The 26,355-nt window shown below is 63.5% G+C and carries 26 protein-coding genes and 2 tRNA genes; 11 read left to right on the top strand and 17 right to left on the bottom strand.

Features of this window, described 5'->3' with window-relative positions:
• Positions 1-12: 12 nt before the first annotated feature.
• A complete protein-coding gene (locus AAC077_RS06745) occupies positions 13-597 on the top strand; it encodes a heme NO-binding domain-containing protein (protein ID WP_339767796.1) in 585 nt (194 codons plus the stop codon).
• Positions 594-1,619 carry a diguanylate cyclase gene (locus tag AAC077_RS06740; protein ID WP_339767795.1) on the top strand — a complete coding sequence of 342 codons (1,026 nt, stop codon included), beginning with the start codon at positions 594-596 and terminating at the stop codon, positions 1,617-1,619. Before AAC077_RS06745 ends, AAC077_RS06740 begins: the two co-directional genes overlap by 4 nt.
• Positions 1,620-1,665: 46 nt before the next feature.
• On the opposite strand, the gene AAC077_RS06735 is transcribed toward AAC077_RS06740, so the two are convergent.
• The 4 genes from AAC077_RS06735 to AAC077_RS06720 all read right to left on the bottom strand — a co-directional run bounded on the left by AAC077_RS06735 (position 1,666) and on the right by AAC077_RS06720 (position 5,950).
• Positions 1,666-1,740: transfer RNA gene (locus AAC077_RS06735), tRNA-Glu, on the bottom strand.
• Positions 1,741-1,816: 76 nt separating this feature from the next.
• Positions 1,817-3,556, bottom strand: a complete 1,740-nt coding sequence (recJ, locus tag AAC077_RS06730; protein WP_339767794.1) for a single-stranded-DNA-specific exonuclease RecJ — start codon at positions 3,554-3,556, stop codon at positions 1,817-1,819.
• Positions 3,557-3,637: 81 nt separating this feature from the next.
• Positions 3,638-4,597: a class II fructose-bisphosphatase gene (gene glpX / locus AAC077_RS06725; RefSeq protein WP_339767793.1), complete on the bottom strand. Its 960-nt coding sequence runs from the start codon at positions 4,595-4,597 to the stop codon at positions 3,638-3,640.
• Positions 4,598-4,660: 63 nt separating this feature from the next.
• Positions 4,661-5,950, bottom strand: coding sequence for a homoserine dehydrogenase (locus tag AAC077_RS06720; RefSeq protein ID WP_339767792.1), 1,290 nt, complete (start codon positions 5,948-5,950; stop codon positions 4,661-4,663).
• A 494-nt stretch (positions 5,951-6,444) separates the two neighbouring features.
• Here AAC077_RS06720 and AAC077_RS06715 point away from each other — a divergent pair, with 494 nt between their 5' ends.
• Positions 6,445-7,059: an OmpW family outer membrane protein gene (locus AAC077_RS06715; protein WP_339767791.1), complete on the top strand. Its 615-nt coding sequence runs from the start codon at positions 6,445-6,447 to the stop codon at positions 7,057-7,059.
• Between the two features lie 125 nt (positions 7,060-7,184).
• Here the strand turns inward: AAC077_RS06715 and AAC077_RS06710 are convergent, their stop codons facing one another.
• Positions 7,185-7,490 carry a hypothetical protein gene (locus tag AAC077_RS06710; RefSeq protein ID WP_339767789.1) on the bottom strand — a complete coding sequence of 102 codons (306 nt, stop codon included), beginning with the start codon at positions 7,488-7,490 and terminating at the stop codon, positions 7,185-7,187.
• A 98-nt stretch (positions 7,491-7,588) separates the two neighbouring features.
• On the opposite strand from AAC077_RS06710, the gene AAC077_RS06705 reads away from it, so the two are divergent.
• On the top strand, positions 7,589-8,182 hold the full coding sequence (locus tag AAC077_RS06705; protein ID WP_339767787.1) for a TetR/AcrR family transcriptional regulator: 594 nt from the start codon (positions 7,589-7,591) through the stop codon (positions 8,180-8,182).
• 44 nt (positions 8,183-8,226) lie between these two features.
• Here the strand turns inward: AAC077_RS06705 and AAC077_RS06700 are convergent, their stop codons facing one another.
• The 3 genes from AAC077_RS06700 to AAC077_RS06690 form a co-directional block, all read right to left on the bottom strand.
• Positions 8,227-9,138, bottom strand: a complete 912-nt coding sequence (locus AAC077_RS06700) for a pirin family protein (protein WP_339767785.1) — start codon at positions 9,136-9,138, stop codon at positions 8,227-8,229.
• Positions 9,139-9,517: 379 nt separating this feature from the next.
• Entirely contained in the window at positions 9,518-10,264 is a 747-nt protein-coding gene (locus AAC077_RS06695) for a hypothetical protein (RefSeq protein WP_339767783.1), read from the bottom strand.
• Complete coding sequence (locus tag AAC077_RS06690; protein WP_339767781.1) at positions 10,261-11,604, bottom strand: hypothetical protein; 1,344 nt, start codon at positions 11,602-11,604, stop codon at positions 10,261-10,263. The genes AAC077_RS06695 and AAC077_RS06690 overlap by 4 nt, the downstream gene beginning before the upstream one ends.
• 115 nt (positions 11,605-11,719) lie before the next feature.
• Here AAC077_RS06690 and AAC077_RS06685 point away from each other — a divergent pair, with 115 nt between their 5' ends.
• Complete coding sequence (locus AAC077_RS06685; protein WP_339767779.1) at positions 11,720-12,181, top strand: MmcB family DNA repair protein; 462 nt, start codon at positions 11,720-11,722, stop codon at positions 12,179-12,181.
• Positions 12,182-12,284: 103 nt separating this feature from the next.
• Complete coding sequence (locus AAC077_RS06680) at positions 12,285-14,123, top strand: FAD-dependent monooxygenase (protein ID WP_339767777.1); 1,839 nt, start codon at positions 12,285-12,287, stop codon at positions 14,121-14,123.
• Between the two features lie 25 nt (positions 14,124-14,148).
• Here AAC077_RS06680 and AAC077_RS06675 read toward each other — a convergent pair whose 3' ends face one another.
• On the bottom strand, positions 14,149-14,337 hold the full coding sequence (locus AAC077_RS06675; protein WP_339767775.1) for a DUF6324 family protein: 189 nt from the start codon (positions 14,335-14,337) through the stop codon (positions 14,149-14,151).
• A gap of 201 nt (positions 14,338-14,538) precedes the next feature.
• On the opposite strand from AAC077_RS06675, the gene AAC077_RS06670 reads away from it, so the two are divergent.
• Positions 14,539-14,615, top strand: a tRNA-His gene (locus AAC077_RS06670).
• 77 nt (positions 14,616-14,692) lie between these two features.
• Here the strand turns inward: AAC077_RS06670 and AAC077_RS06665 are convergent.
• The gene (locus tag AAC077_RS06665) at positions 14,693-14,995 is read right to left on the bottom strand and encodes a DUF6476 family protein (RefSeq protein ID WP_339767773.1); all 303 of its coding nucleotides are present in this window, start codon (positions 14,993-14,995) and stop codon (positions 14,693-14,695) included.
• Between AAC077_RS06665 and AAC077_RS06660 the strand changes: the two genes are divergently transcribed.
• The 3 genes from AAC077_RS06660 to AAC077_RS06650 all read left to right on the top strand — a co-directional run bounded on the left by AAC077_RS06660 (position 14,994) and on the right by AAC077_RS06650 (position 18,222).
• On the top strand, positions 14,994-16,016 hold the full coding sequence (locus AAC077_RS06660; RefSeq protein WP_339767771.1) for an RluA family pseudouridine synthase: 1,023 nt from the start codon (positions 14,994-14,996) through the stop codon (positions 16,014-16,016). The genes AAC077_RS06665 and AAC077_RS06660 overlap by 2 nt on opposite strands.
• A 241-nt stretch (positions 16,017-16,257) precedes the next feature.
• A complete protein-coding gene (rpoH, locus tag AAC077_RS06655; RefSeq protein ID WP_339767769.1) occupies positions 16,258-17,154 on the top strand; it encodes an RNA polymerase sigma factor RpoH in 897 nt (298 codons plus the stop codon).
• A gap of 147 nt (positions 17,155-17,301) precedes the next feature.
• Entirely contained in the window at positions 17,302-18,222 is a 921-nt protein-coding gene (locus AAC077_RS06650; RefSeq protein WP_339767767.1) for a hypothetical protein, read from the top strand.
• On the opposite strand, the gene AAC077_RS06645 is transcribed toward AAC077_RS06650, so the two are convergent.
• On the bottom strand, positions 18,215-19,381 hold the full coding sequence (locus AAC077_RS06645) for a membrane dipeptidase (protein WP_339767766.1): 1,167 nt from the start codon (positions 19,379-19,381) through the stop codon (positions 18,215-18,217). The genes AAC077_RS06650 and AAC077_RS06645 overlap by 8 nt on opposite strands.
• Positions 19,382-19,494: 113 nt before the next feature.
• On the opposite strand from AAC077_RS06645, the gene AAC077_RS06640 reads away from it, so the two are divergent.
• A complete protein-coding gene (locus tag AAC077_RS06640; protein ID WP_339767764.1) occupies positions 19,495-19,764 on the top strand; it encodes a DksA/TraR family C4-type zinc finger protein in 270 nt (89 codons plus the stop codon).
• Here AAC077_RS06640 and AAC077_RS06635 read toward each other — a convergent pair.
• The 6 genes from AAC077_RS06635 to AAC077_RS06610 all read right to left on the bottom strand — a co-directional run bounded on the left by AAC077_RS06635 (position 19,727) and on the right by AAC077_RS06610 (position 26,339).
• Positions 19,727-20,233 carry a GNAT family N-acetyltransferase gene (locus tag AAC077_RS06635; RefSeq protein WP_339767762.1) on the bottom strand — a complete coding sequence of 169 codons (507 nt, stop codon included), beginning with the start codon at positions 20,231-20,233 and terminating at the stop codon, positions 19,727-19,729. The two genes, AAC077_RS06640 and AAC077_RS06635, sit on opposite strands and share 38 nt — an antisense overlap.
• A 107-nt stretch (positions 20,234-20,340) precedes the next feature.
• Positions 20,341-22,161 (bottom strand): M3 family oligoendopeptidase, encoded by a 1,821-nt coding sequence (locus AAC077_RS06630; protein WP_339767761.1) that lies wholly within the window; start codon positions 22,159-22,161, stop codon positions 20,341-20,343.
• Positions 22,162-22,220: 59 nt separating this feature from the next.
• Positions 22,221-23,813 carry an ATP-dependent DNA ligase gene (locus AAC077_RS06625; protein WP_339767759.1) on the bottom strand — a complete coding sequence of 531 codons (1,593 nt, stop codon included), beginning with the start codon at positions 23,811-23,813 and terminating at the stop codon, positions 22,221-22,223.
• The gene (locus AAC077_RS06620; RefSeq protein ID WP_339767757.1) at positions 23,810-24,811 is read right to left on the bottom strand and encodes a ligase-associated DNA damage response exonuclease; all 1,002 of its coding nucleotides are present in this window, start codon (positions 24,809-24,811) and stop codon (positions 23,810-23,812) included. Before AAC077_RS06620 ends, AAC077_RS06625 begins: the two co-directional genes overlap by 4 nt.
• A gap of 296 nt (positions 24,812-25,107) precedes the next feature.
• Positions 25,108-26,049, bottom strand: a complete 942-nt coding sequence (locus AAC077_RS06615; protein WP_339767755.1) for an alpha/beta hydrolase — start codon at positions 26,047-26,049, stop codon at positions 25,108-25,110.
• Positions 26,049-26,339, bottom strand: coding sequence for an SCP2 sterol-binding domain-containing protein (locus AAC077_RS06610; protein ID WP_339767752.1), 291 nt, complete (start codon positions 26,337-26,339; stop codon positions 26,049-26,051). Before AAC077_RS06610 ends, AAC077_RS06615 begins: the two co-directional genes overlap by 1 nt.
• Positions 26,340-26,355 lie beyond the last annotated feature (16 nt).

Raw genomic sequence — 26,355 nt, 5'->3', positions numbered from 1 at the left:
AAAGAGACCGTCATGCATGGGCTAATTTATCGCGCGATCGAATGTTTTGTCACCGACAGCTACGGTCCTGAAAAGTGGTCCCAGGCCGCATCGCTGGCCGATCTGGGCTTTGTCGAATTTGAACCGATGCTGATCTATGACGACGCATTGGCCCCGCAGGTGATCGCGGCGGTGGGCGAGGTTCTGAACCGCTCTGAAGCCGACCTGATGGAAGACGTGGGCACCTATCTGGTCAGCCACCCCAACACCGAAGGGCTGCGGCGCCTGATGCGTTTTGGCGGCGTGTCCTTTGTGGAACTGCTGCATTCGCTGGACGACCTGCAAGACCGCGCGCGGCTGGCGGTCAGCGACCTGATCCTGCCGCACATCGAACTGCACGAATACACCGCCACGCATTTCAGTCTGATCTGCGGGACGGCGATCCCCAGCTTTGGCCACGTGATGATGGGGCTGTTGCGCACCATGGCCGACGACTATGGCGTGCTGGCCTTGCTGGAATACGAAGGCGGCACAACCGGCATGGAAACCGTATCGATCCGGCTGGTGGAAACCGAATTTGCCGAAGGACGCCGTTTTGCGCTGGGGGCAGCGCCATGACCGACCCGACAGCCAATCCCGCCGTGCTGGACGTGCTGTGCCCGATGCATGTGATGATCAACCACACCGGACATATCACCCACGTGGGGGCAACCTTGCGCAAATTGCGGCCCGATCTGGACTGGATCGGCGCGCGTTTTCTCGAGGTGTTCGCGCTCAAACGACCCCGCACAGTGACCAGCATCGCCACATTGCGCGAAAGCGCAGGCATCAAGCTGCACCTGCAACTGCGCGACACCCCGGTCACCGAACTCAAGGGCGTGGCCGTCGAAAGCGGGCAGGACGGGATGATCATCGTGAACCTGTCCTTTGGCATCTCGGTGGTCGACGGGGTGCGCCAATACGACCTGACCCATGCCGATTTTGCGCCCACCGATCTGGCCACCGAAATGCTCTATCTGGTCGAGGCGAAATCGACCGCGATGGAAGCCTGGCGCAAGCTGAACCAGCGCTTGCAGGGCGCGATGATCGCCGCCGAGGAACAGGCGTTCACCGATACGCTGACGGGGCTGAAAAACCGCCGCGCGATGGATCACGTCATGGCCCGCGCGCTGGAACGCGGCACGCAGTTTGCGCTGATGCAACTGGATCTGGATTTCTTCAAACTGGTCAACGACACGCTGGGCCATGCGGCAGGCGACCATGTGCTGCAAACCGTCGCACGCATCATGGTCGACGAAACCCGCAGCGAGGATACCGTGGCACGGCTGGGCGGCGACGAGTTCGTGATCGTGCTGCCCGAGGTGCGCGAAATATCGGCCCTGCGCCGCATCGGCACCCGCCTGATCAAACGGCTAGAGGTGCCGATGCCCTTCGAGGGCAACGATTGCTGCATTTCGGCCAGCATTGGCACCGTGTTTTATGAACCGGGATCGGACGCGGACCTGCGCAGCCTGCTCGATGACGTGGACGTGGCGCTTTATGCCTCGAAACGGGCGGGGCGGGGGCGCCAGACATTCTACAGCCCCGACTTGCGGCGCGGTCTGGACAGCGCGGATGCGACCACCCGACAGGCGGGGTAACGGCCATGTTGCAGCCGTTTGTCTTGTAGATGAAGGGAAAAACAAGTGGCAGCCCGTAGGGGAGTCGAACCCCTCTTTTCAGGTTGAAAACCTGACGTCCTAACCGATAGACGAACGGGCCACTGTCTTGTGAGGGGCTGATTATGCAATCGCGCCGCAGGGCGCAAGACCAAAAATGCAGTTCTTGGACAAATTTCTTATCCGGCCTCTGCCGCGTCCTCCAGACGCAACTGCACGCTTTGCCGTCCACGAAAGGTGTTGATGTCCAAACGCCCCGCCAGATGAAAGCGCGCGCCGCCGTGTTGTTCCAGACGGGGGCCAAGCGGGCCGTCATAGGCCCCGAAACAGATCGCATCCATGCGCGCGCCGCCCATGTCGCCAAAGCTCAGCTTCAGGTGGTTTTCGCCCACCCGTTTGGCGTGGAATATCTGCATATCGGCAAAGGCATAGCGCGGACCGGGGGCGGCGGCGCCAAAGGGGCCTGCCTGTTCGATCATCTCGGCCAGCTCGACCTGCGCCGCGCCGGGCATCATCGTGCCGTCCAGCCGCAGGTCGGCCACGCCGATGCGGTCCGCACCCTGTTTGGCCAGCAAGACGCCCAGCCGTTCCATGGCCTCGGGAATCATTTCCGCACGCGCGGTCAGCCCCGCGGCCATCTTGTGCCCGCCGCCCTTGATCAGCAGCCCTTCGGCGGCCAGCCGCTGGATTGCAGCGCCCAGATCAATGCCGGTGACCGACCGCCCCGATCCCTTGCCCATGCCATCCTCGATGCCGATCACCACGGCGGGGCGATTCGACGCCTCTTTCAGTCGTGCCGCGACAATGCCCACCACACCGGGATGCCAGCCGTCGCCCGCCGCCCAGGCCAGCGGCGCGTCAAAGCCGCGCTCCTCGGCCTGCGCCATGGCCGACGCACGCACCGCCGCCTCGATGTCGCGGCGTTCGGTGTTCAGCATGTCCAGCTTTTCGGCCATCGCTGCGGCCTCGTGCGGGTCGGTGGTGGCCAGCAGGCGCGCGCCCAGATCGGCCTGACCGATCCGCCCGCCCGCATTGATGCGCGGCCCCAGCAGGTAACCCAGGTGATAGGCCGCAGGCGCCGTGTCCAGCCGCGCCACATCGGCCAGTGCGGCAAGGCCCGGACGGTCGCGCGCGGCCATCACCCGCAGGCCCTGGCGCACAAAGGCACGGTTGACCCCGATCAGCGGCGCCACATCCGCCACCGTGGCCAGCGCCACCAGATCCAGCATCCGCATCAGGTCCGGCCCCGTCTGGCCCGCACCGCGCATCTGGCGGCCACATTCGACCAGCATCAGAAACACCACGCCAGCGGCGCACAGATGGCCCAGATCGCCATTCTCGTCCTGCCGGTTGGGGTTCACCACCGCCACCGCATCGGGCAACGTCTCGCCGCCCAGGTGGTGATCCAGCACAACCACATCCGCGCCCACGGCGGCCGCAATCGGCCCGTGCGACAGCGTCCCGCAATCGACGCAAACAATCAGGTCATGCGCCGCCGCCAGTTCCGCCATCGCCGCGTCATTGGGGCCATAGCCTTCGTCGATGCGGTCGGGCACATACAGCGTCGCCCGCAGCCCCAGTTGCCGCAGCCAGTCCAGCAACAGCGCGGCGGACGTCCCGCCGTCCACGTCATAATCGGCAAAAATCGCGATCCGCTCGCGCCGCGCCACGGCGTCCAGCACGCGTGTCGCCGCCTTTTCCATGTCTTTCAGCAGGCGCGGATCAGGCAGCAGGTCGCGCAGGGCTGGGGCCAGAAACGCCTCCGTCTCTTCCACCGCCACACCGCGCCGCGCCAGCACTTGTGCCACGGGCGCGGGCAGCCCCTTTTGCTGCACGATCAGGTCCGCCGCCCGCTGCACTTCGACAGCGGGCCCGACCCAGCGGCGGCCCGTCAGAGATGTCTCAACGCCTAGGTACATGGCCACATCCCCATCTTCATCTTGCCAAACAAACTCCCCCCGGAGGGCCGGCCGGCCTCAGTCTCCGAAGCGAAAACAGCCTTAGACCGGCGTGCGATACTGCATCCGCCGCACTGATCCGGTGCGCGACCGCATCAGCAAGGTCTCGCAGGTCAGCCAGCCGGGTTCGCGCTGTACCGCTTGCAGCAACGACCCCGAGGTGACGCCGGTCGCGGCAAAGATCACGTCGTCGGTGACCATTTCGTCGCGGGTATAGATGCGGTCCAGATCGGTGATGCCCGCCTTGGCCGCGCGGCCCTTTTCGTCGTCGTTGCGGAACAGCAGGCGGCCGTAAATCTGCCCGCCCATGCATTTCAACGCAGCAGCGGCCAGCACGCCCTCGGGCGCGCCACCGTCGCCCATGTACATGTCGATGCCGGTGTCCGGGTCGGCGCAATGCATCACACCCGCCACATCGCCGTCGGTGATCAGGCGAATCGCGGCACCGGTGGCGCGCACATCTGCGATCATGTCGGCATGGCGCGGACGCTCCAGAATGCACACGGTGATGTCGGATGTGTCACAGCCCTTGGCCTTGGCCAGCGCCTTGACCCGTTCGCCGGGGGTCATCGCCAGGGTGACCGTGTCGGGGGCAAAGCCCGGACCGATGGCCAGCTTTTCCATATAAACGTCAGGCGCGTGCAGCATCGACCCGCGCGGCCCCATGGCAATCACGGTCAGCGCGTTGGGCATGTCCTTGGCGGTCAGCGTGGTGCCTTCCAGCGGGTCCAGCGCGATGTCCACGCCGGGGCCGTTGCCGGTGCCAACCTCTTCCCCGATGAACAGCATCGGTGCTTCGTCGCGCTCGCCTTCGCCAATCACCACCACGCCCGCGATGTCCAGCAGGTTCAACTGTTCGCGCATGGCGTTCACCGCCGCCTGGTCGGCGGCTTTTTCGTCGCCGTGGCCGATCAGCTTGGCTGACGCCAGCGCCGCCGCTTCGGATACCCGTGCAAGGCCCAGTGACAACATACGGTCTTGAAATTTTGCGGCGTCAGTCATGGGGGTGGTCCTTATGAATTTATGTTGAAAAACGTGTAGCGGTTGGTGCGCAGTGGCGCAACTTTACAGGTGTTCGATGCGCAGCGCGACAGGGGCCTGCGCCAGCACGCCGGTGCCTTCCATGGCCTCAATGGCCACGTCCAGGCTGGCGCGGGTGGTCTTGTGGGTGACGATCAGCACCTGGGCCGCTTCCAGATCGGCGTGACCATACTGGCGCATCCGCTCGATGCTGACACCGGCCTCGCCCAATGCGGCGGCGACTTTCGCCAGCGCGCCGGGTTTGTCGACCAGACCCATGCGCAGGTAATAGGGCGCAGGCAGCACCGACAGCGCCGGCTTGGCCGCCTCAAGCGTGGTGGCGGGCTGGCCAAAGACCGGCAGCGACAGCCCGCGCGCAATGTCGCAGACATCGGACATCACCGCACTGGCGGTGGGGCCTGCACCGGCACCGGGACCGCGCAGCACGATCTGCTCGACTGCGTCGCCTTCCAGCACGATCATGTTGGTGCCGCCCTGCAACTGGCCCAGCGGCGAGGTGTCGGGCACCAGGCACGGCTGCATCCGCTGTTCCAGCCCGCGGCCGGTCTTTTGCGCGACGCCCAAAAGCTTGATCTTGAAGCCCATGTCGGCGGCGGCGCGGATGTCTTCGATGCTGATGCGCTCGATGCCTTCCAGCTCGATCCCCGCAAAATCGACACGGGTGCCGAATGCGATCGACGACAGGATCGCCAGCTTGTGCGCCGCATCAATACCGCCCACGTCCAGTTGCGGGTCGGCCTCAAGATACCCCAGGCCGTCCGCTTCGGCGAACACGTCCTGATAGCTCAGGCCGGCGGTTTCCATCCGCGTCAGGATATAGTTGCACGACCCGTTCATCACGCCCATCACGCGGGTGATGCCGTTGCCCGCCAGTCCTTCGGTCAGCACCTTGATCACAGGGATACCACCGGCAACGGCGGCTTCAAACCGCAGCGACCGCTGGGCCGCTTCGGCCTGTTCGGCCAGCGCCTGCCCGTGCATCGCCAGCATCGCCTTGTTGGCGGTGATCACGTGCTTGCCTGCGGCAAGGGCGGCTTCGGTCGCGTCCTTGGCAGGGCCGTCTTCGCCGCCCATCAGTTCCACGAACACGTCCACATCGTCGCGCTTGGCCAAAGCCACCGGGTCGGTTTCCCACGCATAGTCCGAAAGGCTGATGCCGCGATCCTTGTCCTTTGACCGCGCCGACACGGCGGAAATGGTGATGTCACGACCGGTGCGGGCCGACAGCAGCGCCGCCTGCTGGCGCACAATCTTGACGACACCCATGCCGACCGTGCCCAGACCGGCAATACCAAGACGAAGGGGCTGGGACATGGGATGTTTCCTTATACATGCGTGGCGTTTTTTGCGCATCTACCCCGTTCGCGACGGGCACGCAACATGGCGCTGCGGTGGGCTGCTGCAAGAAATACGCCAGCCGCCTGTCCGCCCTGTCGGACACGCGGCGGTTAGCCGGGCTGTTAAGCTTCAGGGTTTGATGCTGCGTTACCGTTCCAGCCTTGCGCGAAAGCAATAAGGATCGCCGGCGCCCCGGTGGCGTAGCGACACCTTATCCCGCCACGCTGGAACACAGGTGTTCACTGCCCGGCGGGGGCATGCGCCGCTGCGTTGGGCATGGCGCATGTCCCCAAGTGCAGTCGCCCCGCAGGTCTCACGCGCCGTGTCCCTCGCACGAATTGCATAGCTGGTATGCAAATTTATCCTGCATTTTCAAGGACAAATCGCCCGCTCATTTGATCTGGATCAGTATCGGGGCCGAGCCGATGTGACACCTTGCCCTCACACTGAAGAAACAAAGGATCGACCCAATGAAAATCGTGAGCCACGCTTTAAGGACAGCTCTCGCTGTCGGCACGCTCGGCACAACGTTCGCTTTGCCCGCCATGGCGCAATCGCAGGGTGACTGGACCGTCGGCATCGGGATCATCAACGTGAACCCGAAATCCGACAACGGCACTCTTGCAGGTTCGGCGACCACACTTGGCGACGACACGCAACTTTCGCTGACCGGTGAATATTTCATCCGCGATAACCTCGGCATCGAGCTTTTGGCCGCGACCCCTTTCGAGCATGGAATTTCCCTTGGCGGCACCGAGATCGGCTCAACCAAACATCTGCCGCCCACCATCTCGTTGGTCTACCACGTGCCCACAAAGGGCAAGATCACACCCTTCTTCGGCATCGGTCTGAACTACACCACTTTCTTTGAAGAGACGACAGGCCTTGGCAATCTCAAACTGGATGACAGTTTCGGGCTGGCCGCCACCGTGGGGGCAGATTGGCAGATCTCTGATCGCGGCGCATTGCGTGTGAACGTGCGGTACATGGACATCGAAACCGATGCGAGATTGAACGGTGCCGCGATCGGCACGGCAAAGATTGATCCGATCAGTGTCGGCCTGTCCTACGTCCATCGTTTCTGACATTCCCCCGGGGTTGGGTAAAACCAATCCCAGCGGCTGTGCTACATCCGATCTGGCGTCGCCCCCAAAGGCGGCGCCAATTTCTGTTCGGACGCCGTCGTCTTGTTCAACCGGTACAGAAGATATTAGTCGTTTGCGCCGGGCTTTTCGTCCAGCCGCGTGCGGGCGGGGCTGTCGATGACGCGGGTGCGCTTCAACCGCTCGGCGCGGTTGCGCAGGGCGGCGACGCGGCTTTCCAGATTGCTTTGCTGGACTTCGGGGGCAGGGCCGGTGTCTGCGGTGCGGGCCAGAATGGGGCCGACATTGACCAGCTCCGGGTAATCCGCAGCTTTGGCACGCTCGGACACGGCGGCGTCCAGCTCGGGGAACTGGGTGCACGCCACCAGCAACAACTGGAGCGCGATCAGGGCTGAAAAAGGGCTGGGGCGCATGAACCTGCCTGTGATGATCTGTTGCAAGCTTGATGCACCAGCGGTGCGCGTGGCGCAAGGCACTTGGTTTTGAACGGGTGTTCAGATAATCCAAGCAAATGGCACGCACAGCAGGATCACATTCGGACATCACCGGCCCAAGGGTGCGCGACGCGGCCCTGCGCCTGTTCGCCCGTGACGGCTATGCCGCCGTGTCGATGCGCCGGATCGCGGGCGAGGTCGGGGTGCAGGCGGGGGCGCTGTACAACTATACCCCCGACAAGCAGACGCTGCTGTTCGACCTGATGCGCGACCATTTGATCGAATTGCTGGCCGCCCAACCGCAGGACACCGGCGATGCGGTGGCCGCACTGGAACGCTTCGTGCGCTTTCACATCGGCTTTCACCACGACCGGCCCGACGCGGTGTTCATCGCCTATATGGAACTGCGCAATCTGGAACCGGACAACTTCGCCGCCATCGAGGCGCTGCGCAGGCAGTACGAGGACCGGCTGGAAGCGATCCTGCGGCGCGGCGCACAGGCGGGCGTGTTTGCCGTGCCCGACCCCAAGATTGCGACGCTGGCCGTCATCGCCATGCTGACAGGCGTCAACACATGGTTCCGCGCAGGCGGACGGCTGCGGCTGGACGAGGTGCAGGATATATACTGGGACATGGTGCGCCGGTCGGTGGGCGGCACGCCTGACCGCTGAACGCGGGTGCCTGCGCGCCAAAGCAGGCGCACAGGCATGTGATTTCAGTGCGCAGGCTGGATAAACGTCCCGTTGCGCAGATCGCGCATGGCTTGTTGTAACTCGGCTTGGGTGTTCATCACGATGGGCCCGTGCCACGCCACAGGCTCGTTGATCGGCGCGCCCGAGATCAGCAGGAACCGCACACCCTTTTCGCCGGCCTGCACCGTAATCTCGTCACCCGACCCAAAGCGCACCAGCGTGCGGTCGCCGGACAGATCCCGAATGTTGACCTCTTGTCCCGCAATCTCTTTTTCCAACAGAACACCTGAGGGCGCGGATGCATCGACAAAGGCCGCGCTGCCGTCAAAGATATAGGCGAACGCACGACGATAGGTGTCGATGTGGAACGTCTTCTTGACGCCCGCAGGCATGGTCACGTCCAGATATTGCGGATCGGCGGCAATGCCGTCCACGGGACCTGTCTTGCCCCAGAACGCACCGGTGATCACGCGCACGGTGGTGCCGTCATCGTCGGTCACCTCGGGAATGTCCGCCGCCGTCACGTCCTGATACCGCGGCGCGGTCATCTTCTGCGACGCGGGCAGGTTGCCCCACAACTGAAACCCGTGCATCTGGCCGCGCTGGTTCCCGTGTGGCATTTCCTGATGCAGGATACCGCGACCGGCGGTCATCCATTGCACGTCACCAGCGCCAAGCGATCCGGTGTTGCCCAGACTGTCGGCGTGATCGACCGTGCCCGACAGCACATAAGTGATCGTCTCGATCCCGCGGTGCGGGTGCCATGGGAACCCCTTTTCGAAATCCTCGGGGCGTTCGTTGCGGAAATCGTCGAACAACAGGAACGGGTCCAGCTCGGACGGGTCCTGAAAGCCGAAAGCACGGTGCAGTTTGACACCGGCCCCTTCCAGCGTGGGCTGGGCGCGGCGTGTCTCTAGGGTGGGGCGCAGGGACATGGGGATCTCCTTTGAAGGCTGCTGTTGAACAACAATCTAATCGTGCGGAGGTGCGATGCAATCGGCGCTGATGCGCCGTTGCTGTGCAATTTTGCGGTAAGTGGCGGGAACCACCGCAGCCGTTGGTAATTTGTTCCCGAGGACCTGTATGTACAGGTGGGCACCAGGTAAATGGACCAGGGTCCAAACAGAGCCAGTCCCCTCGGAAATGCTTAAGGCCACTGGAACGTAACCGTTTCGAGAAGGGCAGAACCCGCCACTGCTTTAGGTAGGGTGCGCGCAGGCACTTGGCAAGGGGCTTGGGGGCGGTGCAAGTTCTATTAGGGGGCTCTGCCGCTGGCCTTCGGCCTCCCCCGGAGCTTATTGGGCAAGATGAGGCCTATTCCTCTGCGATGAAGTTGTAGCGTTCCAGCTCCTCGGGCAGCAAAACATAGATTTCATCAGGGGGCGTGCTCAGCGCGTGCTGCATGACCAGCGGGTCGATGCCCATTTCATCAAGATAGATCATCACCTCGCCCTGTCCGCGCTGGATGTCTTCGACGGCGAAAGACGCGGGCAGGATCGTGCTTTGGCCGAAATAGTGCTGGTGCACGCCGACGCTGGCGGTGTCCGCGATGGTGCGTGTGGTGCCTGCGGCCAGGACATAGGGGCAGGCGGAGTAGCACACTTCGCCCGCGCGCATCTCGGTGGCGATGTCGTTGGCGCGTATGTAGCGGCCCAGTTCCAGCGCGTCGGCCACCGAACCGCCCGGCGATTGCAGCACCAGCCGCGCAGGCACGGGGTCGGCCTCGGCCAGCAGGTCGGTGATGCGGGCCGCGTCATCGGGGGCGATCGTGCCCTCCAGCCGATAGGTGCTGTCCTCAAGTGCGGTCAGCGTCAGCCGTCCCGGCAGCGGGTTGGTGGGGTTTGCGGGACGCGGGCGGTCAGGGTCAAAAGTGCGGCGCTGGTCGCCGGGGCTGACCGGTTCGGTCAACTGCGGCTGGTTCGGTCCAAAAGAGGGCAGCGACAGCCCCGCGCCCGCCATGTCGCCGATGACCAGCAACAGGCCCAACCCAAGCTGGAACACCAGCACCCCCGCAAGGATGCGGCTGACCGACGGCCACTTCGAGGCGGTGGCCTCGGTCATGCGGCGCTGTCCGGTTTCGCAGGCGACGCGGGCAGGGTGCGCACAGGGGTGTCCTGTGCTGCTTTCTCGCGCGCCTCTTTGTCCCGCAGCTCCTTGTCCAAGGTGTCGGGCATATTGTTCATCGCCAGTTCCACATCGCGGATCGCACCCAGCGCGGTGCGCAACTCGGCCAGCGTCATCGTGTCATCCACGGCTGCCCCCTCGCGCCCCTGCCGGATGGCGGCGTGGGTGATGGCAAGGATGAACACCAGCACCGCAGGCAACAGGTCGATGGCAATCGCACCGGCCCACGAGGGGATGAAGTTGCGCGCATACAAGATCACCGCATCGGCCGAGGAAATCGGCGTATAGGTCACATCGGGGGGCGGTGTCTGTGCGATCACGGCGGCAGCGGCGCGTTCCAGCGTCGCGGCGCGCTGGGCCAGCACATCCAGAACGCTGGTGATGGTAGACGCCTGATCGGTGCGGATCTGGCTGGTACTGCCGTCCAGTTCGGGCAGCACGACGGACGCCGCCAGATCCTGCGCCGCGCGTTCAACCAGGGGCGCGACGGAAAGCTGGCGCAACTGCGCGATCAGCCCGGCCAGCCGCACCGTGGCCTCGGAAAACTCGACGGATCGTGCCTCGACCGGCCCGGCTTCGACCGTCAGGGCGCGCATCCGGCTCAGGATGGCATTGCCCTCGGCAAAGGCGGCGCTGACCAGCGGGGTCTGGGTGGCAATCTGCGCCTCAAGCCCTGCCAGTTCCGCCGATTTCTGACGCAGCACGCGAAACACAGCCCCACGACCGGCCAGCCCCGACAAAGCACCTGCGGCCTCTTGCTCGGACAGATCCTCGAACGACTGACGCACGCGGGCGACATCGCGTTCCAACCCTTGGGCGCTCAGCGCGATTTCGTGGGTTTCTTCCAGTGCGGTCTGATAGTCCTGCACCGTGGTGGCCAGGTGCTGCTCGACCGCCGCCGATCCGGCCAACGCAGCCGCGTTCAGCCAGGACGACATCGCCACGATGGCCAGCGATCCCAGCGCCATGGCCAGCATCAGCCCGATACGCGACTGCGCGCTGCGCACCGCCGGGAACAGCCGCATCATGTAGGACCAGAACACGAAAATCCCCACCGACACCGCCACCGAATAGGCAATCGCGGCAAAGACCGACATCGCGCCGGTGTCATCCAGCAGCGACGACACCCCAAGATAGGTATAGATCCCCGACGCCACCGACAGAACGCCAAGCGCGGTGCCAGAGAATGTGTCGAGCCATGTCAGGTGGGTTTCCAACTCGCGGGCGTGGCGGACGCCGCGCGCTTGGGCGTCGGTCAGGGGGCGATCAGATGTCATGCGGGCCTTTCCGGCGTGCTTGTGTCGGGACTTAACATAGATGCGGGCGCGCAGTCTTCCAAGCTTTCCTGCGCGGGGGTTGCAAATGTTCACGGATTGTTCATATTTTCGGCCCATGAGTCTGGTCTCTGATATCACCGCCCTGGCGCCGGGGCAGATACTGGCGCGCGGCGTGGCGCGGCACCTGGCGGCGCTGGGCATGGTCACGGTTGAGGAACTGGTGCCCACACGCGGCCTGCGGGTGGATGTGATGGCGCTGGGCCCCAAGGGCGAGATTTGGGTGGTCGAATGCAAATCCAGCCGCGCCGATTATATGACCGACAGCAAATGGCAGGGTTACCTTGAATGGTGCGACCGCTTCTTCTGGGCGGTGGATGCGGATTTCCCCACCGACCTGCTGCCCGATGAAAGCGGCCTGATCATCGCCGACGCCTATGATGCCGAGGTGATCCGCATGGCCCCCGAGGACAAGCTGCCCGCCGCACGCCGCAAGGTGATGGTGCAGAAATTCGCCACCCACGCCGCGCGACGGTTGCAGGCGTTGCGCGACCCGGCGGGGGTTTCGGGCTTCGGTTAAGCTGCCGCTTTAAGGCAATCCAGTGCACACAGACCCGATTGCGCTGGCCGCCAGACCGCCTGACGTTTTAGCGTAGGTCAAAGACCGGCGTGGGGGGCAGGCAATGCAATATCATCTGAACGGCTACACCAGCGGCGACCCGCATGTGGCGCAGGCCACCGCCAGCCACGATCCGGCGCAGATGCCTGCACAGGTCGATGTTCTGATCGTCGGCTGCGGTCCGGCGGGGCTGACGCTGGCGGCGCAGATGGCGCAGTTTCCCGATATTTCCGTGGCGATTGCCGATCAAAAGGATGGCCCCTTGCAAGTCGGGCAGGCCGACGGGATTTCCTGTCGCAGCATCGAGATGTTCAACACCTTCGGCTTTGCCGAGGACGTGCTGCGCGAGGGCTATTGGGTCAACGAGACGACCTTCTGGAAACCCGATCCCGATCAGCCCGCCCACATCACGCGCACGCAAAAGATCGACGATGTAGAACCGGGCCTGTCCGAATTCCCGCATGTGATTCTGAATCAGGCGCGTGTGCATGACTTTTACCTGCGCTGCATGGCCAACGGCGCGCGGCGGCTGCAACCGCATTACGGACGCGCCTTGCACAGCTTGCAGGTGGGCGCGGGCCCCCATCCGGTCACGGCGCAGTTCACCGGCCCCAATGGCCCCGAGGTGTTGCAGGCCCGCTATGTCGTGGGCTGCGACGGCGCGCGCAGCACCGTGCGCCGCCAGATCGGGCGCAGGCTGGACGGGGCTGCGGCCAATCAGGCCTGGGGCGTGATGGACGTGCTGGCGGTGACAGACTTTCCCGACGTGCGGCTGAAATCGGTGATCCAGTCGGCAAATGCGGGCAGCGTGCTGATCATCCCGCGCGAAGGCGGCTATATGGTGCGGATGTATATCGAGCTGGACAAGCTGGGCGCGGACGAGCGTGCGGCCGGACGCAACATCACCATCGACCAACTGGTCGCAGCGGCGGAGCGCATTTTGCACCCCTATACGCTGGATGTGAAAGACGTGGCGTGGTGGTCGGTCTATGACATCGGGCAGCGGCTGTGCGACCGGTTCGAGGATGACAGCGGCCACATCTTCATCGCCGGAGACGCCTGCCACACCCACAGCCCCAAGGCGGGGCAGGGCATGAACGTGTCCATGGGCGATACGTTCAATCTGGGCTGGAAGCTGGCGGCGGTGCTGCGCGGGCAAAGCGACGCCAGGCTGTTGCGCACCTATTCGGACGAACGCCAGCAGGTGGCGCAGGACCTGATCGACTTTGACCGCGCATTTGCCCGCATCTTCTCGGCCCCGCCTCAGCCGGGGAACGCGGCGCAGGCGTCAATGCTGCAAGAGACGTTCATCAAGGCAGGGCGGTTCACTGCCGGCATGGGCGTGCACTACCGTCCCTCGGCGATCTGTGGTGACGGGGCGCATCAGGCACTGGCGACGGGGCTGACAGTGGGGCAACGGTTCCATTCCGCGCCGGTGGTGCGGCTGGGCGACGCGCGGCCCATGGAGCTGGGCCATGTGATCACGGCTGACGGACGTTGGCGGCTGTTTGCCTTTGCCGGTGCGGATGACACAGGTGCCGAAGGCGGCGCGCTGCACCGCTTTTGCACTTGGGCACAGGATGCCATGCAGACTTGGGGCGACGGGGACGCGGACGCGGTGGTGGACCTGCGCGCCGTGATGCAGCAGGGGCACCGCGATCTGGACCTGATGCAGATGCCGCCCATTCTGCGCCCCGAGAAGGGGTGTTTCGGTCTGATCGACTATGAAAAGGTATTTTGCGCCGATCCGTCCCGCGACATTTTCGACATGCGTGGGATCGACCGCAGCGCGGGCTGCGTGGTGATCGTGCGACCCGATCAATACGTGGCCGACGTGCTGCCGCTGGATGACACGCAGGCGGTGGCCGGGTTTTTCAACGGGGTGTTCGTAGCGCAGACCTGACGGCCCGCCCGTCTCGGCGCCCGTCTCAGCGCCTGATCGACTCAGCAGCCTTGGCGGCGGCCATCAGCTCTTCGGCAATCTCGCGGGCCTCGTCGGGTTCGAAATCCATTGGAATTTCGGCACCGCCACCTTCGACAAACAGACGGACCATGCCCTTGTCGGTCGGACCGATTTGCAGATTGGCTTCGATGTCGCGTTCGCTGTTGATGCCCATGATGGCCTCCGGCTGTGTCAGGCGACTGTGCTAGCGAAGACAGGCTTGATTGGCAAGCGTGACAGGGGCACGATGCCAGCATGACAGAGTTGCGATTCCGTGCCCAGGCGCCAGATAAGGCCACTTGGGCGCAGGGAATGGGAAATTCGTTTTTGATCGGCCTTGCCAAAGCGGAACGTCTTGGTTACATCACCGCGCAGTGCCGCCTTAGCTCAGTTGGTTAGAGCGCTTGATTGTGGATCAAGAGGTCCCTGGTTCGAGACCAGGAGGTGGTACCATTCTCCCCCAACTATTGCTGACCGATCATCATTCGGGGCTTTGCCCCGGGCCCCAGGATATTTTTGGCCAAAAGAAATCAGTCCAGCGTGATGGTTTGCCTTAGCGTGGCACCGTCGGGCGTGTAGATCAGCACCTGCGTCGGCGTCGTGATGGCGATATACTGCGGGGTCTGGGCGAACGCCGTGGGGGTCGTGCCGTCGGGCAGGGTGATGCGCTCTGGCAGCGGCGGCGTTGACGGGCTATTGAGGCGTATTGCCATCAGCACAAAGATCGCGGCCATGCCGATGATCATTGTGGCAGTCAGAAGCGTCACCAGACGGCGCAGGTTTTTAAGGTAAGGCGGTTCGGGACCATCGGGCGCGTCGTGAGGATTGGACATGTCAGATCAACTCGTTCGGTTTCGGGTGGGCGAAGCGCCGCCTGCACGTCTTGATAAGGCGTTGGCGCGCGATGTGCCAGTGGATGCATCCCTGTCGCGCACACGGCTGGGCCGGCTGATCGAGGACGGCGCGGTGCAGGTGGACGGCACGGTTGTGCGCGACCCCAAGGCCAAGGTGGCCGAAGGCGCCGATGTGATCATCACCGTGGCCGTCGCCGCAGAAAGCCATATTGGCGCCGAAGACATCCCGCTGGTCGTGATCTACGAGGACGACGATCTGGTGGTGGTGAACAAACCTGCGGGCATGGTGGTGCATCCGGCCCCCGGCACGCCGTCGGGCACGCTGGTGAACGCGCTGATGCATCATTGCGGTGACAACCTGTCGGGCGTGGGCGGGGTCAAACGCCCCGGCATCGTGCACCGCATCGACAAGGAAACCAGCGGCCTGCTGGTGGTGGCCAAATCCGACGCCGCGCATCACGGGCTGGCCGACCAGTTCGCCGCCCACACGGTCGAACGCTATTACCGCGCGCTGGTCTACGGTGTGCCCGATGCCAACGACCCGCGCCTGCGCGGGATCAGGGGCGCGTCGTTCGAGCCGGGCAATATCCTGAAACTGACCACCCAGCTTGCCCGTCACAAGACCGACCGCCAGCGGCAGGCGGTCCTGTTTCAGGGTGGGCGTCACGCGGTGACACGGGCGCGCACGATCCAGCGATTCGGCACGCCGGACGTGCTGGCGCTGATGGAATGCTGGCTGGAAACCGGCCGCACCCACCAGATTCGCGTTCATATGGCCCATGCCGGTCACGGGCTGGTGGGCGATCCGGTTTATGGTGGCAAACGCAAGCTGCCCAAGGGCGCGCTGAACGATGCGGCTCTGGCGGCGCTGAACGGGTTCGACCGGCAGGCGCTGCACGCGGCGGTTCTGGGCTTTGTGCACCCGGTCAGCGGCGAAAACATGCGGTTCGAAGCCGATATGCCCGCCGATATGACCGATCTGCTGGACGCCTTGGCCTAAGGCTTTATCATCCTTACCGACGGAAACACACGGCCCGCGCGTTAAGGTGTTGTTCACACCCGCGTGGCAGAGCGTGTGTAACAGACTGCACACGTGTGCGTGAGCGCACTGTCACGCGCTAACATTGCTGTACGGTTCGTGTATGCTGGGTGGCGAAAATGGGGAAGCGGCCTCTTGCGATGGCCCTGTGGACCCCCCATATCGATGTTAAGCCCCTAAACATGGGGCAGAGAGGACAGAGATGGCAAATTATGCAAATCTGCCGGCCCCGACGCCGGAAGGCGGCCTGAACCGCTATATGCAGGAAATCCGCAAGTTCCCTTTGCTGGAGCCTGAAGAGGAATACATGCTGGCCAAACGCTGGGTCGAAGAGCAGGACACAGAGGCCGCCCACAAGATGGTCACCAGCCACCTGCGTCTGGCGGCCAAGATCGCCATGGGCTACCGCGGTTACGGCCTGCCCCAAGCCGAGGTGATCTCTGAGGCGAACGTGGGCCTGATGCAGGCGGTTAAACGCTTTGACCCCGAACGCGGCTTTCGTCTGGCGACCTATGCCATGTGGTGGATTCGCGCCTCGATCCAGGAATATATCCTGCGGTCGTGGAGCCTGGTGAAACTGGGCACCACATCGGCGCAGAAGAAACTGTTCTTTAACCTGCGCAAGGCCAAGGCCCGCATCGGCGCGCTGGAAGAGGGCGATTTGCGCCCCGAAAACGTCAAGCGCATCGCCACCGACCTGGGCGTGACCGAGGACGAGGTGATCAGCATGAACCGGCGGATGTCGGGCGGGGATGCGTCGCTGAACGCCACCGTCGGCTCCGAAGGCGAAGGCACGATGCAATGGCAGGACTGGCTGGAAGACGAAGACGCCGACCAGGCTGCCGACTACGAGGAACGCGACGAGCTGACCGTGCGCCGCGAAATGCTGGCCGAGGCGCTGGATGTGCTGAATGACCGCGAAAAGGACATTCTGACCCAACGCCGCCTGTCCGACCAGACCGTCACGCTGGAAGACCTGTCCGGCCAGTATGACGTCAGCCGCGAACGCATCCGCCAGATCGAGGTGCGCGCCTTTGAAAAGCTGCAAAAGCGGATGCGCGATCTGGCCAAGGAAAAGGGTCTGATGGCCACGGCCTGATCCTGTCCGATGGACCAAAAATGCAATGCTCTGCCCCGCAAGGGGTGGGGCATTTTTTATGTATCCCAAGCCCTGCCAGATGTGCCAAAGCTGGCACAGAAGCAGCGAGCGGCAAGGCGTTGCCGGTCCACAACAAACGGGTGATGAATGAGCCGGATCGTCTTTCATGTGCCACGCTCGTGGCTGGGACCGCTGGGTGGCGGGCTGATGCCGTTCTATGCGCGTCTGACCGAGGGGCTGACGGCGTTAAAAATCCCCTTTGACGTGGTCGAACTGGACCGCGACACCGTGATGGCCGAGGTCGAGGCCGACACCGCCTTTCACGTCATCAACCACGGGCGGTTCACCCATCCGCGCATCCTGAACGCGGGCGTGGCCTATATCTATCCGTTCTGGAACATGGACCCGACCGGCATCCGCGCCTTTTCGTCCATCGGCAACCAGCCGTTCAACCCCGCAGGGATCGAGGCCGAAGAAGCGCGCGCCTTCTTTCGCAAGCTCAAGGCGCGGCTGGTCGGCGCGCGCACCTCGCGTTATGAGCAGCCGCAAGACGAAGCGGACCTGCCCGACGGTGGCACGGCGGTGTTTTTCCAGTCCGAAGCACATCGCACAGTGGGCGAAACCATGTGGCTGGACCGTTGGGAAATGCTGCAAGGGGTGCTGGACGCCGACCGTGGCCCCGTCGTGGTCAAACCGCACCCGCGTGACACCGACCCGAAACTGCGGGCGCGTTTGCGGAAAATGCCGGGGGTGACGGTCAGCGACGGCAACATTCACGACATCATCGCGGCCTGCGACCGCGTGGTTACCATCAACTCTGCCGTCGGGATCGAGGCCTATCTGCACCGCAAGCCGGTCATTCTGTGCGGTCAGGCCGATTTCGCCCATATCGCGGATCAAGCGCATGACAGCGCCGAACTGGTCGCGCATCTGCGGGCCGAACCGGCGCGGCGGGCCTATGACAAATACATCTGGTGGTACTTTGCCCACCACTGTCTCAGCACCACCGAACCGCAGCTTGCCACACGGTTCCTGGACCGCGTGCGCGCCACAGGGTTCGTTATTTAAGCCGCGCGCGCAGCACCCGCAGCATGTTCTCGCCCGCGATCTTGCGAATGTCGGCTTCGGAAATCCCCGCATCCAGCATGGCACTGGTCAGTGCGGGCAGCTCGGATGTGTCAAAGGCGGTTTCGACCGATCCGTCAAAATCCGACCCCAGCGATACGTGATCCGCACCCACCGTGTCGATGCCGGCCTTGATCATCTTGGCAATGCCCGAGGGCGTGATGTCGTTACAGGCCACTTCGGCCCAGTATCCCATGCCGATCACGCCGCCCGTGGCCGCAATCTCGCGCATCAGATCGTCGGGAAAGTTGCGTTTGACCGGGCAAAAGCCGTGAATGCCGCTGTGGCTGACAATCACCGGCATGTCCGTCATCGCCAGCACGTCGCGGGCCACTTGGGGCGACGAATGCGCCAGGTCCAGCACCATGCCGCGCCCTTCGATGTCGGCCACGACGGCGCGGCCAAAGTCGGTCAGGCCAAGGTTGCCCTCGCCGTGCAGCGACCCGCCCAGGGCGTTGTCGAAAAAGTGTTGCAGGCCGATGATGCGGTGCCCCGCGGCCTCGATCTTGTCCAGATTGGCAATGTCACCCTCAAGCGGATGCGCGCCCTCGATCCCCAGAATGCCACCCACCGCTTGGCTGCCTGCGGCACGGGCGGCCAGATGGGCCTCAAGATCCGCAAGGCTTTTGATGATGGTCAGGTGCTCGGGGTCTTTGGCGGCGGCCTTGTGCAGTTTTTCCGCTTGGTACAACGCGCGCTCCAGAATGCTGGTCCAGGTGCGCATGGGCCACAGCTGTCCAATGGCCAGCGGCGTGATGTTGTCAAAGGCGTCGGCCGAGTTTTCCTCGTAATTCTGACCGGCGGGGGATTTGGTCACCGCCGTGAAAATCTGGATCGCCACGCCGCCTTCGATCAGACGCGGCACGTCCACCTGACCCCGGTCGCCCCGTTCGGTGATGTCGCGGTTCCACAGCAGGCTGTCGGCGTGCCAGTCGCCCACGATCATGTCGTCATGCAGCGCGCGGGCCGCATCGGACACGGGGTAGGGGTCATGCGGCACCACCGCGTTGCGGGTGCTTTCGACATAGCCCGGCGCAAAGATGAAAAAGCCCGCAACAGCGATCACGATAAGGGCGGCGATGATTTTCAGGGCGGTGCGCATGGTCTGGTCCTTTGTCTTCGGTTGGCGCAGGGTAAGCATACAACCTTAAGTTTCCAAAGGGTGACGTGAGGGCGCGCGGCACTACATAGTCAGCGAAAGACGGAGGAACACAGATGGCCGGTGGATGGGCAAAAGACGGCGCAGTGTCGGAACAGATCGAAGCGTCGATCAACGACGAACTGGCGCGGATGAAAGCGCGCAAGGCCCCCGTGGGCGAAAGCCTGCTGTATTGCGCGGAATGCGAAGAGGAAATTCCCGAACGCCGCCGCGTGGCGTTGCCCGGCGTGAAACTGTGCGTCGATTGTGCCGCCGAACGCGACGGCCGCCCGCAGGACCGTGGCGGGTTCAACCGGCGTGGGTCAAAGGATTCGCAGTTGAAGTAACGCGCAGCGACATCTTCATGATGTGCTGCGGTCCGGCATCGCCGCCCAGCCAGTGTTCGCCCGTGTCGACGAAGCCGCCTTTGACATAGGCGCGCACCGCACCGGGGTTGCGCAGGTTCACCGTCAGCCACAGGCTGCACGCGCGCGGATAATGTTGCGCCAGATAGGCGGGCAACATCTGGCACAAGGAACGGCCAACCCCCATCCCCTGACGGTTTGCGTCCACCATGACCGTACGCAGACCAAGTGCGGTCGGCGGGGCAAAGCTGTGGATCTGGCTATAGGCGCGGTCGATTTTGAAAAAGCCGACCAGATCGCCGCCCTGCTGGATCGCATAGGCGTCCATATCGGGCGTGGGACTGTCAAAGGCCTGCTGAATGGTGCCAGAAAACGTGACCTGATCGGGGTGCACGGCAATATGCGCCACGCGGGGCAGGTCGTCGGGGGTGAGGGGGAGGATTGTAGTCATTGCATTCGTCAGGTTGGCGCGGGGGTAAACCGGCCCTTCGGGGAGGATTTTTTGAACCAGAGAAGGGGGGACCGGCGCGCGACATTGCCCGCGCCGGTCCTTGTGGATCAGTCTTCCATCGCTTCCAGTTCGTCGATAAAGCCCGAAATCATCGACAGGCCCTTGTCCCAGAACGCCGGGTCCGACGCATCCAGGCCGAAGGGTGCCAGCAATTCCTTGTGGTGTTTCGACCCACCAGCGCGCAGCATGTCGAAATATTTGTCCTCGAACCCTTCCGCGCCTTCGGCGTAGACGGAATAGAGCGCGTTCACCAAACCGTCGCCAAAGGCATAGGCATAGACGTAGAACGGCGAATGCACGAAGTGCGGGATATAGGCCCAGAAGTGTTCGTAACCGTCCATGAAATCGAACGCCGGCCCCAGGCTTTCGCCCTGAACGCTCATCCACAATTCGCCAATGTCCTCGGGCGTCAATTCGCCCCCGCGCCGCGCCGCGTGCAGTTTACATTCAAAGTCGTAAAAGGCGATCTGGCGGACGACCGTGTTGATCATATCCTCGACCTTGCCCGCCAGCAGCACCTTGCGCTGGGCGTTGGTCTTGGCCCCGTCCAGCATCTTGCGGAAGGTCAGCATTTCGCCAAAGACCGATGCGGTCTCGGCCAGCGTCAGCGGGGTGGAGGACAGCATTTCGCCTTGCCCCGCGGCCAGAACCTGATGCACGCCGTGGCCCAGTTCGTGTGCCAGCGTCATCACGTCGCGTGGTTTGCCCAGATAGTTCAGCATCACGTAAGGGTGCACATCCGTCACGGTGGGGTGGGCGAATGCACCGGGCGCCTTGCCGGGTTTCACCGGCGCGTCGATCCAGCCTTCGGTAAAGAAGGGCGCCGCAATTTCGCCCATGCGCGGATCGAATGCGTTATAGGCATCCATCACCGTCTTTTCGGCGGCCTCCCATGACACCGGCTTGGGGTCTTCCAGCGGCAGCGGTGCGTTGCGGTCCCAGACCTGCATCCGGTCCAGCCCCAGCCATTTGCGTTTCAGCTCGTAATACCGGTGGCTCAGCTTGGGATAGGCGTTGACCACGGCGGTGCGCAGCGCCTCGACCACTTCGGGTTCCACATGGTTGCTCAGGTGGCGCGCGGTCTGGGCCGTGGGCATCGCGCGCCAGCGGTCCATGATCTCCTTTTCCTTGGTCTGCGTGTTGTGCACGCGGGCAAAGGTCTTGATGTTCTTGCCGAACACATCCGCCAGCTCCTCGGCGGCGGCCTGACGCGTGTCGCGGTCGGGGTCGGTCAACAGGTTCAGCGTGCCCTCGATGGTCAGATCGTCGCCTTGCACGTTGAATTCCAGACCGGCGATGGTTTCATCGAACAGCCGTTCCCACGCGTCGCCCACCACGCCCAGATCGTGCAGGAATTTCTCCATCTCGTCGGACAGCTGATAGGGTTTCATCGCGCGGATGCGGTCGAACACGGGTTCATACCGCGCCAGATCGGCGTTCTGGTGCATCAGTTTCGACAGGTGATCGTCGTCCAGCCGGTTCAGTTCCAGCGTGAAAAACACCAGCGGCGTGGTAAAATTGGTGATCTTTTCCTGCACGTCCGACATGAATTTCGCACGGCCACCGTCGGTGGTTTGCTGGTAATAGCGCAGCCCGGCATAGGACATGATCCGCCCCGCGATCTGGTTGATCTTTTCCTGACGCAGGATGCAATCCAGCAGCCCCTCGGCGTCCAGACCGGCCAGATTGTTCTCAAAATCATGGGCAAAGCTGGCGCAAGCCTCTTCCAGCCAGTCCAGATCGCGTTTCAGCTCGGGGGCGTCCTCGCCTGTGTACAGATCATCCAAATTCCACTCGGGCAGGTTGCCCAAATGCTTGTCACCACCGGCTGCGTTGGCGTCTTGGACAGGAAAGGGAAGCTGGAACATCGGGAAACCTCTATTTTGTGTTGGTTCATAGGTATGTGCAGGCAGGGGCAAGGGCAAGCCTAGCCATAAATGCGCAGCATTTCGTTCAAATCGTCCAGCGTGTTCGCCTCTTGCACCGGCTTGTCCTGCCGCCAGCGCGCCATGCGCGGAAACCGCAGGGCGACGCCGGATTTGTGGCGCGGGCTGGCTTGAATCCCCTCGAACGCGATCTCGAACACGTGGTGCGGCGTGACCTGTCGCACCGGGCCGAACCGTTGCAGGGTGTTCTTCTTGACCCATGCGGTGATCTTGCGAAACTCGGCGTCGGTCAGGCCGGAATACGCCTTGGTAAACGGCACCAGATCGTTGCCCTTCCAGACGGCAAAGGTGAAGTCCGTGAACAGGTTGGCACGCCGCCCCGCGCCCGATTGCGCATAGATCATCACCGCGTCGATGGTCAGCGGGTCCAGCTTCCATTTCCACCAATCGCCCTTTTTGCGCCCCGCCAGATAGGGGCTGGCGGCGCGTTTCAGCATCAGCCCCTCGGCGCTGGCGTCACGGGCGGCGTCGCGGATGGCGTGCAATTGCGCCCAGTCGTCAAAGGAAATGCGTGGCGACAGTTTCACCGGCGCTTCGGGCGGCAGGTCGGCGGTCAGCGCCTCAAGCCGCGCGCGGCGTTCGGACAGGGGCAGGGCGCGGATGTCCGCACCGCCGTCCTCCAGCAGGTCATAGGCATACAGGATCACCGGCGCCTCGGTCAGCAGCTTTTTCGGCACCGTCTTGCGCCCGATCCGCTTTTGCAGGGCGTTGAACGATTGCGGCGCATCCTCGCCCCAGGCCAGCAATTCGCCGTCCAGCACCGTGCCATCGGGCAGGAAATCCAGCGCGCGGGCCAGTTCGGGAAAGCGGTCGGTCATCAGTTCCTCGCCACGCGACCAGACAAAGTGTTGCCCGCCGCGCAGGATCACCTGCCCGCGGATGCCGTCCCACTTCCATTCCGCCTGCCAATCCTCTGGCGGGCCTAAGCTTTCCGGTGCGTCGTCCAGCCCGTACGCCAGATAAAACGGATAGGGCCGCGCGGCGTCGGCCTGCGGGTCGTCCGCCTCGATCAACTGGTGCCAGGTGATGCTCTCGGGCTGCCAGTTCCCCATCAAACGGTGCGCCAGCTCGGCCTCGTCGCGGTTGGTTGCACGGGCCAGCGCGCGGGTCATCAGCTTTTGACTGATGCCGACGCGAAAACCGCCGGTGATCAGCTTGTTGAACAGAAACCGCTGCGTGTCGGGCAACTGGTCCCATGCGTCCAGAACAAAGGCTTTGCGTGCTTCATCATCAGAGTCAGCTAACCCGCGCAGGGCGTTGATCCAATGCGATAAACTGTGATCGGTCTGCCGCGTTGGCGGCGGCAGAACCAGTGCGATGGTCTCCGCCAGATCCCCCACGATCGGATAGCTTTCCTCGAACAGCCACAGCGGGATGCCCGCGCGTTCCGCCGCCCATTCCCGCAGGCGCGTCGTGGTCACCGCGCGTTTGGGCCGACGCCCCGAGAACATGGCGATGGTCCAGACCCGGTCCAGCTCGGGCGCATCGGCGAAATATTCAGCCAAAGCAGCGACTTTCGCCGTGGTCTTGGTGCTTTGGTCCAGCGCGTTGAACAGCTCGGCAAACCGGTTCATGCCGCGTCTTCCTCTTCGCTGCCGAACTGGGTGGGGATAACTTCGGCGTTCCAGCCTGCCGAATTCAGGTAGCGCGTGAAAATCTCGGTGTAACCGTGTGTGACATATATGTTTTCCGCGCCGGTCTGTTCGATGGCCCACAACAACCCGGTCCAGTCGGCGTGATCGGAAATGACAAACCCACGGTCCTGCGCCCGCCGCCGCCGGATGCCGCGCAGCGCCATCCAGCCTGAGGCAAAGCCGGTCTGCCGTGCGCCGAACTTGGCCGCCCATTTGCTGTCGGTGGCCGAGGGCGGCGCCATCAGTAGGGCGCGCGGATGCGCCTTGGGGTCGACATCCGCCGTGGCGTGCACGGTGTCGGGCAGGCGCAGCCCCTGCGCGCGCAGGATGGCGTTGGTGTTCTCGATGGCGGTGTGGCACAGGATCGGGCCAATGGCGGGGTCCAGCATCGACAACAGCCGTTGCGCCTTGCCCAGCGCATAGGCGCCCAGCACCGCCGTCTGCCCCGCGTCCGCACAGGCCGCCCACCATGCGTTCAGATCGGCGGCGACCTCGGCTTGGGGCTTCCAGCGGAACACCGGCAGGCCGAAGGTGCTTTCGGTGATGAAATGGTGACAGGGCACAGGTTCGAACGGGGTCGACAGCCCGTCATCGACCACCTTGTAGTCGCCCGAGGCCACCCAGACCTCGCCGCCATGTTCCACACGGATCTGCGCCGATCCGGGCACATGGCCCGCCGGGTGGAACGACACCGACACGCCGCCAATGTCGCGCACCTCGCCGTAGCCTATTGTCTCAAGCGGAATGTCACCCAGCCGGTGCCGCATCACGGGCGCGGCCAGATCGGTGGCCAGATAGCGCCCCATGCCCCAGCGCGCATGATCGGCATGACCATGGGTGATCAGCGCACGGTCCACAGGGCGCCACGGGTCGATATAGAAATCGCCCCGTGCGCAATAAATGCCCTGTTCGGTGAATGTCAAAAGCGGGTCAGCCATGCAGGCCAACCTAGCACGCAGCCATCAGGTTCCTAGGCTCTGGACCCATTAATCTTATATGCTCAGTTTGACAGATTTTTCCGCAGACTAGGAGAGTCTGCGCAAGAATAGTGGTTCTATTTCAAGCAGATGTGACGCAGGCTGCGGGAAAATCCGTCAAACCCAAAGGGCGGCGATTTCAGTTCATTTCAACGTCTTGGGCCGTTTGCAAATAGAACCACTATTGGCTGTACGCCCCAAACCGATGAAATTTCTTGAAATCGCCGCTGAGCATATAAGATTAATGGGTCCAGAGCCTAGACCGCCGCCAAAAAGGTCTGCACCATCTGGTCAAAGATCGGACCGCGCTTGGCCGGACCTTCCATCAGCACCTCGTGTTCGCCGTCGTGGACCATGACCAGATCGCCACCGGGCCAGTCGTTCATCCGCTGGATCACACGTTCGGTGTGAATGATCCGCTCGTTGGTGCCCATGAAGGCAATACACGGCATGTCGGGGGCGGGCAGCCTGGACAGCTCTTGCGTCTCGAACAATGCCTCGCGCAGCCACGTGATGCTGGGACCACCCAGCGCCAGATCGGGGTGTTCGTTCAACTGGTCCACCATCATGTCCCACATCTGGCGGTCGCGGGTCAGCAGGTTGTCCTCGAACGGATCGGACATGACATAAGACGACAGTTTCGTGCCGGGGGGCAGGCGGTGGCCCTGGCCCAGCTTGGGCATCACCTGCGACAGCAGCCATGCGACGGGGCGCAGATGCCCTGCAATCCGAATGCCCCACATCGGGCCGGTGAACGCCGCCGCCTTGACCGGCAGCCCGTCATACAGGGCGCGCAGGCCAATGCAGCCGCCCATCGAATGCGCCAGCAGAAACCACGGTTGCGGCAGCTTCATCTCGGTGGCCAGTGCGACCATGCAGGCCACGTCTTTCTGATAGTCCAGAAACGACACGACGTGACCTGTGCGCACCTCGTCCAGCATCCGGTCCGCCAGCCCCTGACCGCGCCAGTCAATGGCCACGGTCGCCAGCCCCCGCGCGGCCAGCTCGGTGGCAGCGGGGGCGTATTTTTCGACGTATTCGGTGCGCCCGGGAAACAGCAGAACGGTGCCCTTGGGCGCGCCTGCATTCCAATGGGCGATCCGCACCCGCAACCCGTCCGACGTGGTGGCCCAATGGGCCTGCCCCCCCGGCGGACCGGGGTGATGCTCGGTGAACAGGGGGGCGGGTTCAAACGCCATCAGGCCAGCGCCGACGCCAGTTTCATCGCCATGCCCATGTCGCCGTCAACCTTCAGCTTGCCGGTCATGAAGGCGGATGTGGGGTTGGTGGACCCGTCGATGATGCCTTGGAACGTGTCGGCATCGGCGGTCATGGTCACATCGGTGTCTTCGTCACCGGCGTGCGCCCCGTCGCTGTCGATGATGACCGAGCCTTCGCCCTCGATCTCGAACTTGGCGGTGCCGGAAAAGCTTTGGCCTTGCATCTTTTCGTTCAGAACTTTTACCGCTTCTTGAACCACTTCACTCATCTGTCATGCCCTTTTT

The organism is uncultured Pseudosulfitobacter sp. (genome assembly GCF_963976325.1).
Taxonomy (GTDB): Bacteria; Pseudomonadota; Alphaproteobacteria; order Rhodobacterales; family Rhodobacteraceae; genus Pseudosulfitobacter.
Note: the sequence above shows the minus strand (reverse complement) of the source record. Positions and strands in the feature narration are given on the sequence as shown.

Excerpts from the sequence above, each read along its gene's own strand:
- AAC077_RS06745 (WP_339767796.1), top strand. The coding sequence starts at position 13 with ATGCATGGGCTAATTTATCGCGCGATCGAATGTTTTGTCACCGACAGC.
- AAC077_RS06740 (WP_339767795.1), top strand. The coding sequence starts at position 594 with ATGACCGACCCGACAGCCAATCCCGCCGTGCTGGACGTGCTGTGCCCG.
- recJ (WP_339767794.1), bottom strand. The coding sequence starts at position 3,556 with ATGTACCTAGGCGTTGAGACATCTCTGACGGGCCGCCGCTGGGTCGGG.
- glpX (WP_339767793.1), bottom strand. The coding sequence starts at position 4,597 with ATGACTGACGCCGCAAAATTTCAAGACCGTATGTTGTCACTGGGCCTT.
- AAC077_RS06720 (WP_339767792.1), bottom strand. The coding sequence starts at position 5,950 with ATGTCCCAGCCCCTTCGTCTTGGTATTGCCGGTCTGGGCACGGTCGGC.
- AAC077_RS06715 (WP_339767791.1), top strand. The coding sequence starts at position 6,445 with ATGAAAATCGTGAGCCACGCTTTAAGGACAGCTCTCGCTGTCGGCACG.
- AAC077_RS06710 (WP_339767789.1), bottom strand. The coding sequence starts at position 7,490 with ATGCGCCCCAGCCCTTTTTCAGCCCTGATCGCGCTCCAGTTGTTGCTG.
- AAC077_RS06705 (WP_339767787.1), top strand. The coding sequence starts at position 7,589 with ATGGCACGCACAGCAGGATCACATTCGGACATCACCGGCCCAAGGGTG.
- AAC077_RS06700 (WP_339767785.1), bottom strand. The coding sequence starts at position 9,138 with ATGTCCCTGCGCCCCACCCTAGAGACACGCCGCGCCCAGCCCACGCTG.
- AAC077_RS06695 (WP_339767783.1), bottom strand. The coding sequence starts at position 10,264 with ATGACCGAGGCCACCGCCTCGAAGTGGCCGTCGGTCAGCCGCATCCTT.
- AAC077_RS06690 (WP_339767781.1), bottom strand. The coding sequence starts at position 11,604 with ATGACATCTGATCGCCCCCTGACCGACGCCCAAGCGCGCGGCGTCCGC.
- AAC077_RS06685 (WP_339767779.1), top strand. The coding sequence starts at position 11,720 with ATGAGTCTGGTCTCTGATATCACCGCCCTGGCGCCGGGGCAGATACTG.
- AAC077_RS06680 (WP_339767777.1), top strand. The coding sequence starts at position 12,285 with ATGCAATATCATCTGAACGGCTACACCAGCGGCGACCCGCATGTGGCG.
- AAC077_RS06675 (WP_339767775.1), bottom strand. The coding sequence starts at position 14,337 with ATGGGCATCAACAGCGAACGCGACATCGAAGCCAATCTGCAAATCGGT.
- AAC077_RS06660 (WP_339767771.1), top strand. The coding sequence starts at position 14,994 with ATGTCAGATCAACTCGTTCGGTTTCGGGTGGGCGAAGCGCCGCCTGCA.
- AAC077_RS06665 (WP_339767773.1), bottom strand. The coding sequence starts at position 14,995 with ATGTCCAATCCTCACGACGCGCCCGATGGTCCCGAACCGCCTTACCTT.
- rpoH (WP_339767769.1), top strand. The coding sequence starts at position 16,258 with ATGGCAAATTATGCAAATCTGCCGGCCCCGACGCCGGAAGGCGGCCTG.
- AAC077_RS06650 (WP_339767767.1), top strand. The coding sequence starts at position 17,302 with ATGAGCCGGATCGTCTTTCATGTGCCACGCTCGTGGCTGGGACCGCTG.
- AAC077_RS06645 (WP_339767766.1), bottom strand. The coding sequence starts at position 19,381 with ATGCGCACCGCCCTGAAAATCATCGCCGCCCTTATCGTGATCGCTGTT.
- AAC077_RS06640 (WP_339767764.1), top strand. The coding sequence starts at position 19,495 with ATGGCCGGTGGATGGGCAAAAGACGGCGCAGTGTCGGAACAGATCGAA.
- AAC077_RS06635 (WP_339767762.1), bottom strand. The coding sequence starts at position 20,233 with ATGACTACAATCCTCCCCCTCACCCCCGACGACCTGCCCCGCGTGGCG.
- AAC077_RS06630 (WP_339767761.1), bottom strand. The coding sequence starts at position 22,161 with ATGTTCCAGCTTCCCTTTCCTGTCCAAGACGCCAACGCAGCCGGTGGT.
- AAC077_RS06625 (WP_339767759.1), bottom strand. The coding sequence starts at position 23,813 with ATGAACCGGTTTGCCGAGCTGTTCAACGCGCTGGACCAAAGCACCAAG.
- AAC077_RS06620 (WP_339767757.1), bottom strand. The coding sequence starts at position 24,811 with ATGGCTGACCCGCTTTTGACATTCACCGAACAGGGCATTTATTGCGCA.
- AAC077_RS06615 (WP_339767755.1), bottom strand. The coding sequence starts at position 26,049 with ATGGCGTTTGAACCCGCCCCCCTGTTCACCGAGCATCACCCCGGTCCG.
- AAC077_RS06610 (WP_339767752.1), bottom strand. The coding sequence starts at position 26,339 with ATGAGTGAAGTGGTTCAAGAAGCGGTAAAAGTTCTGAACGAAAAGATG.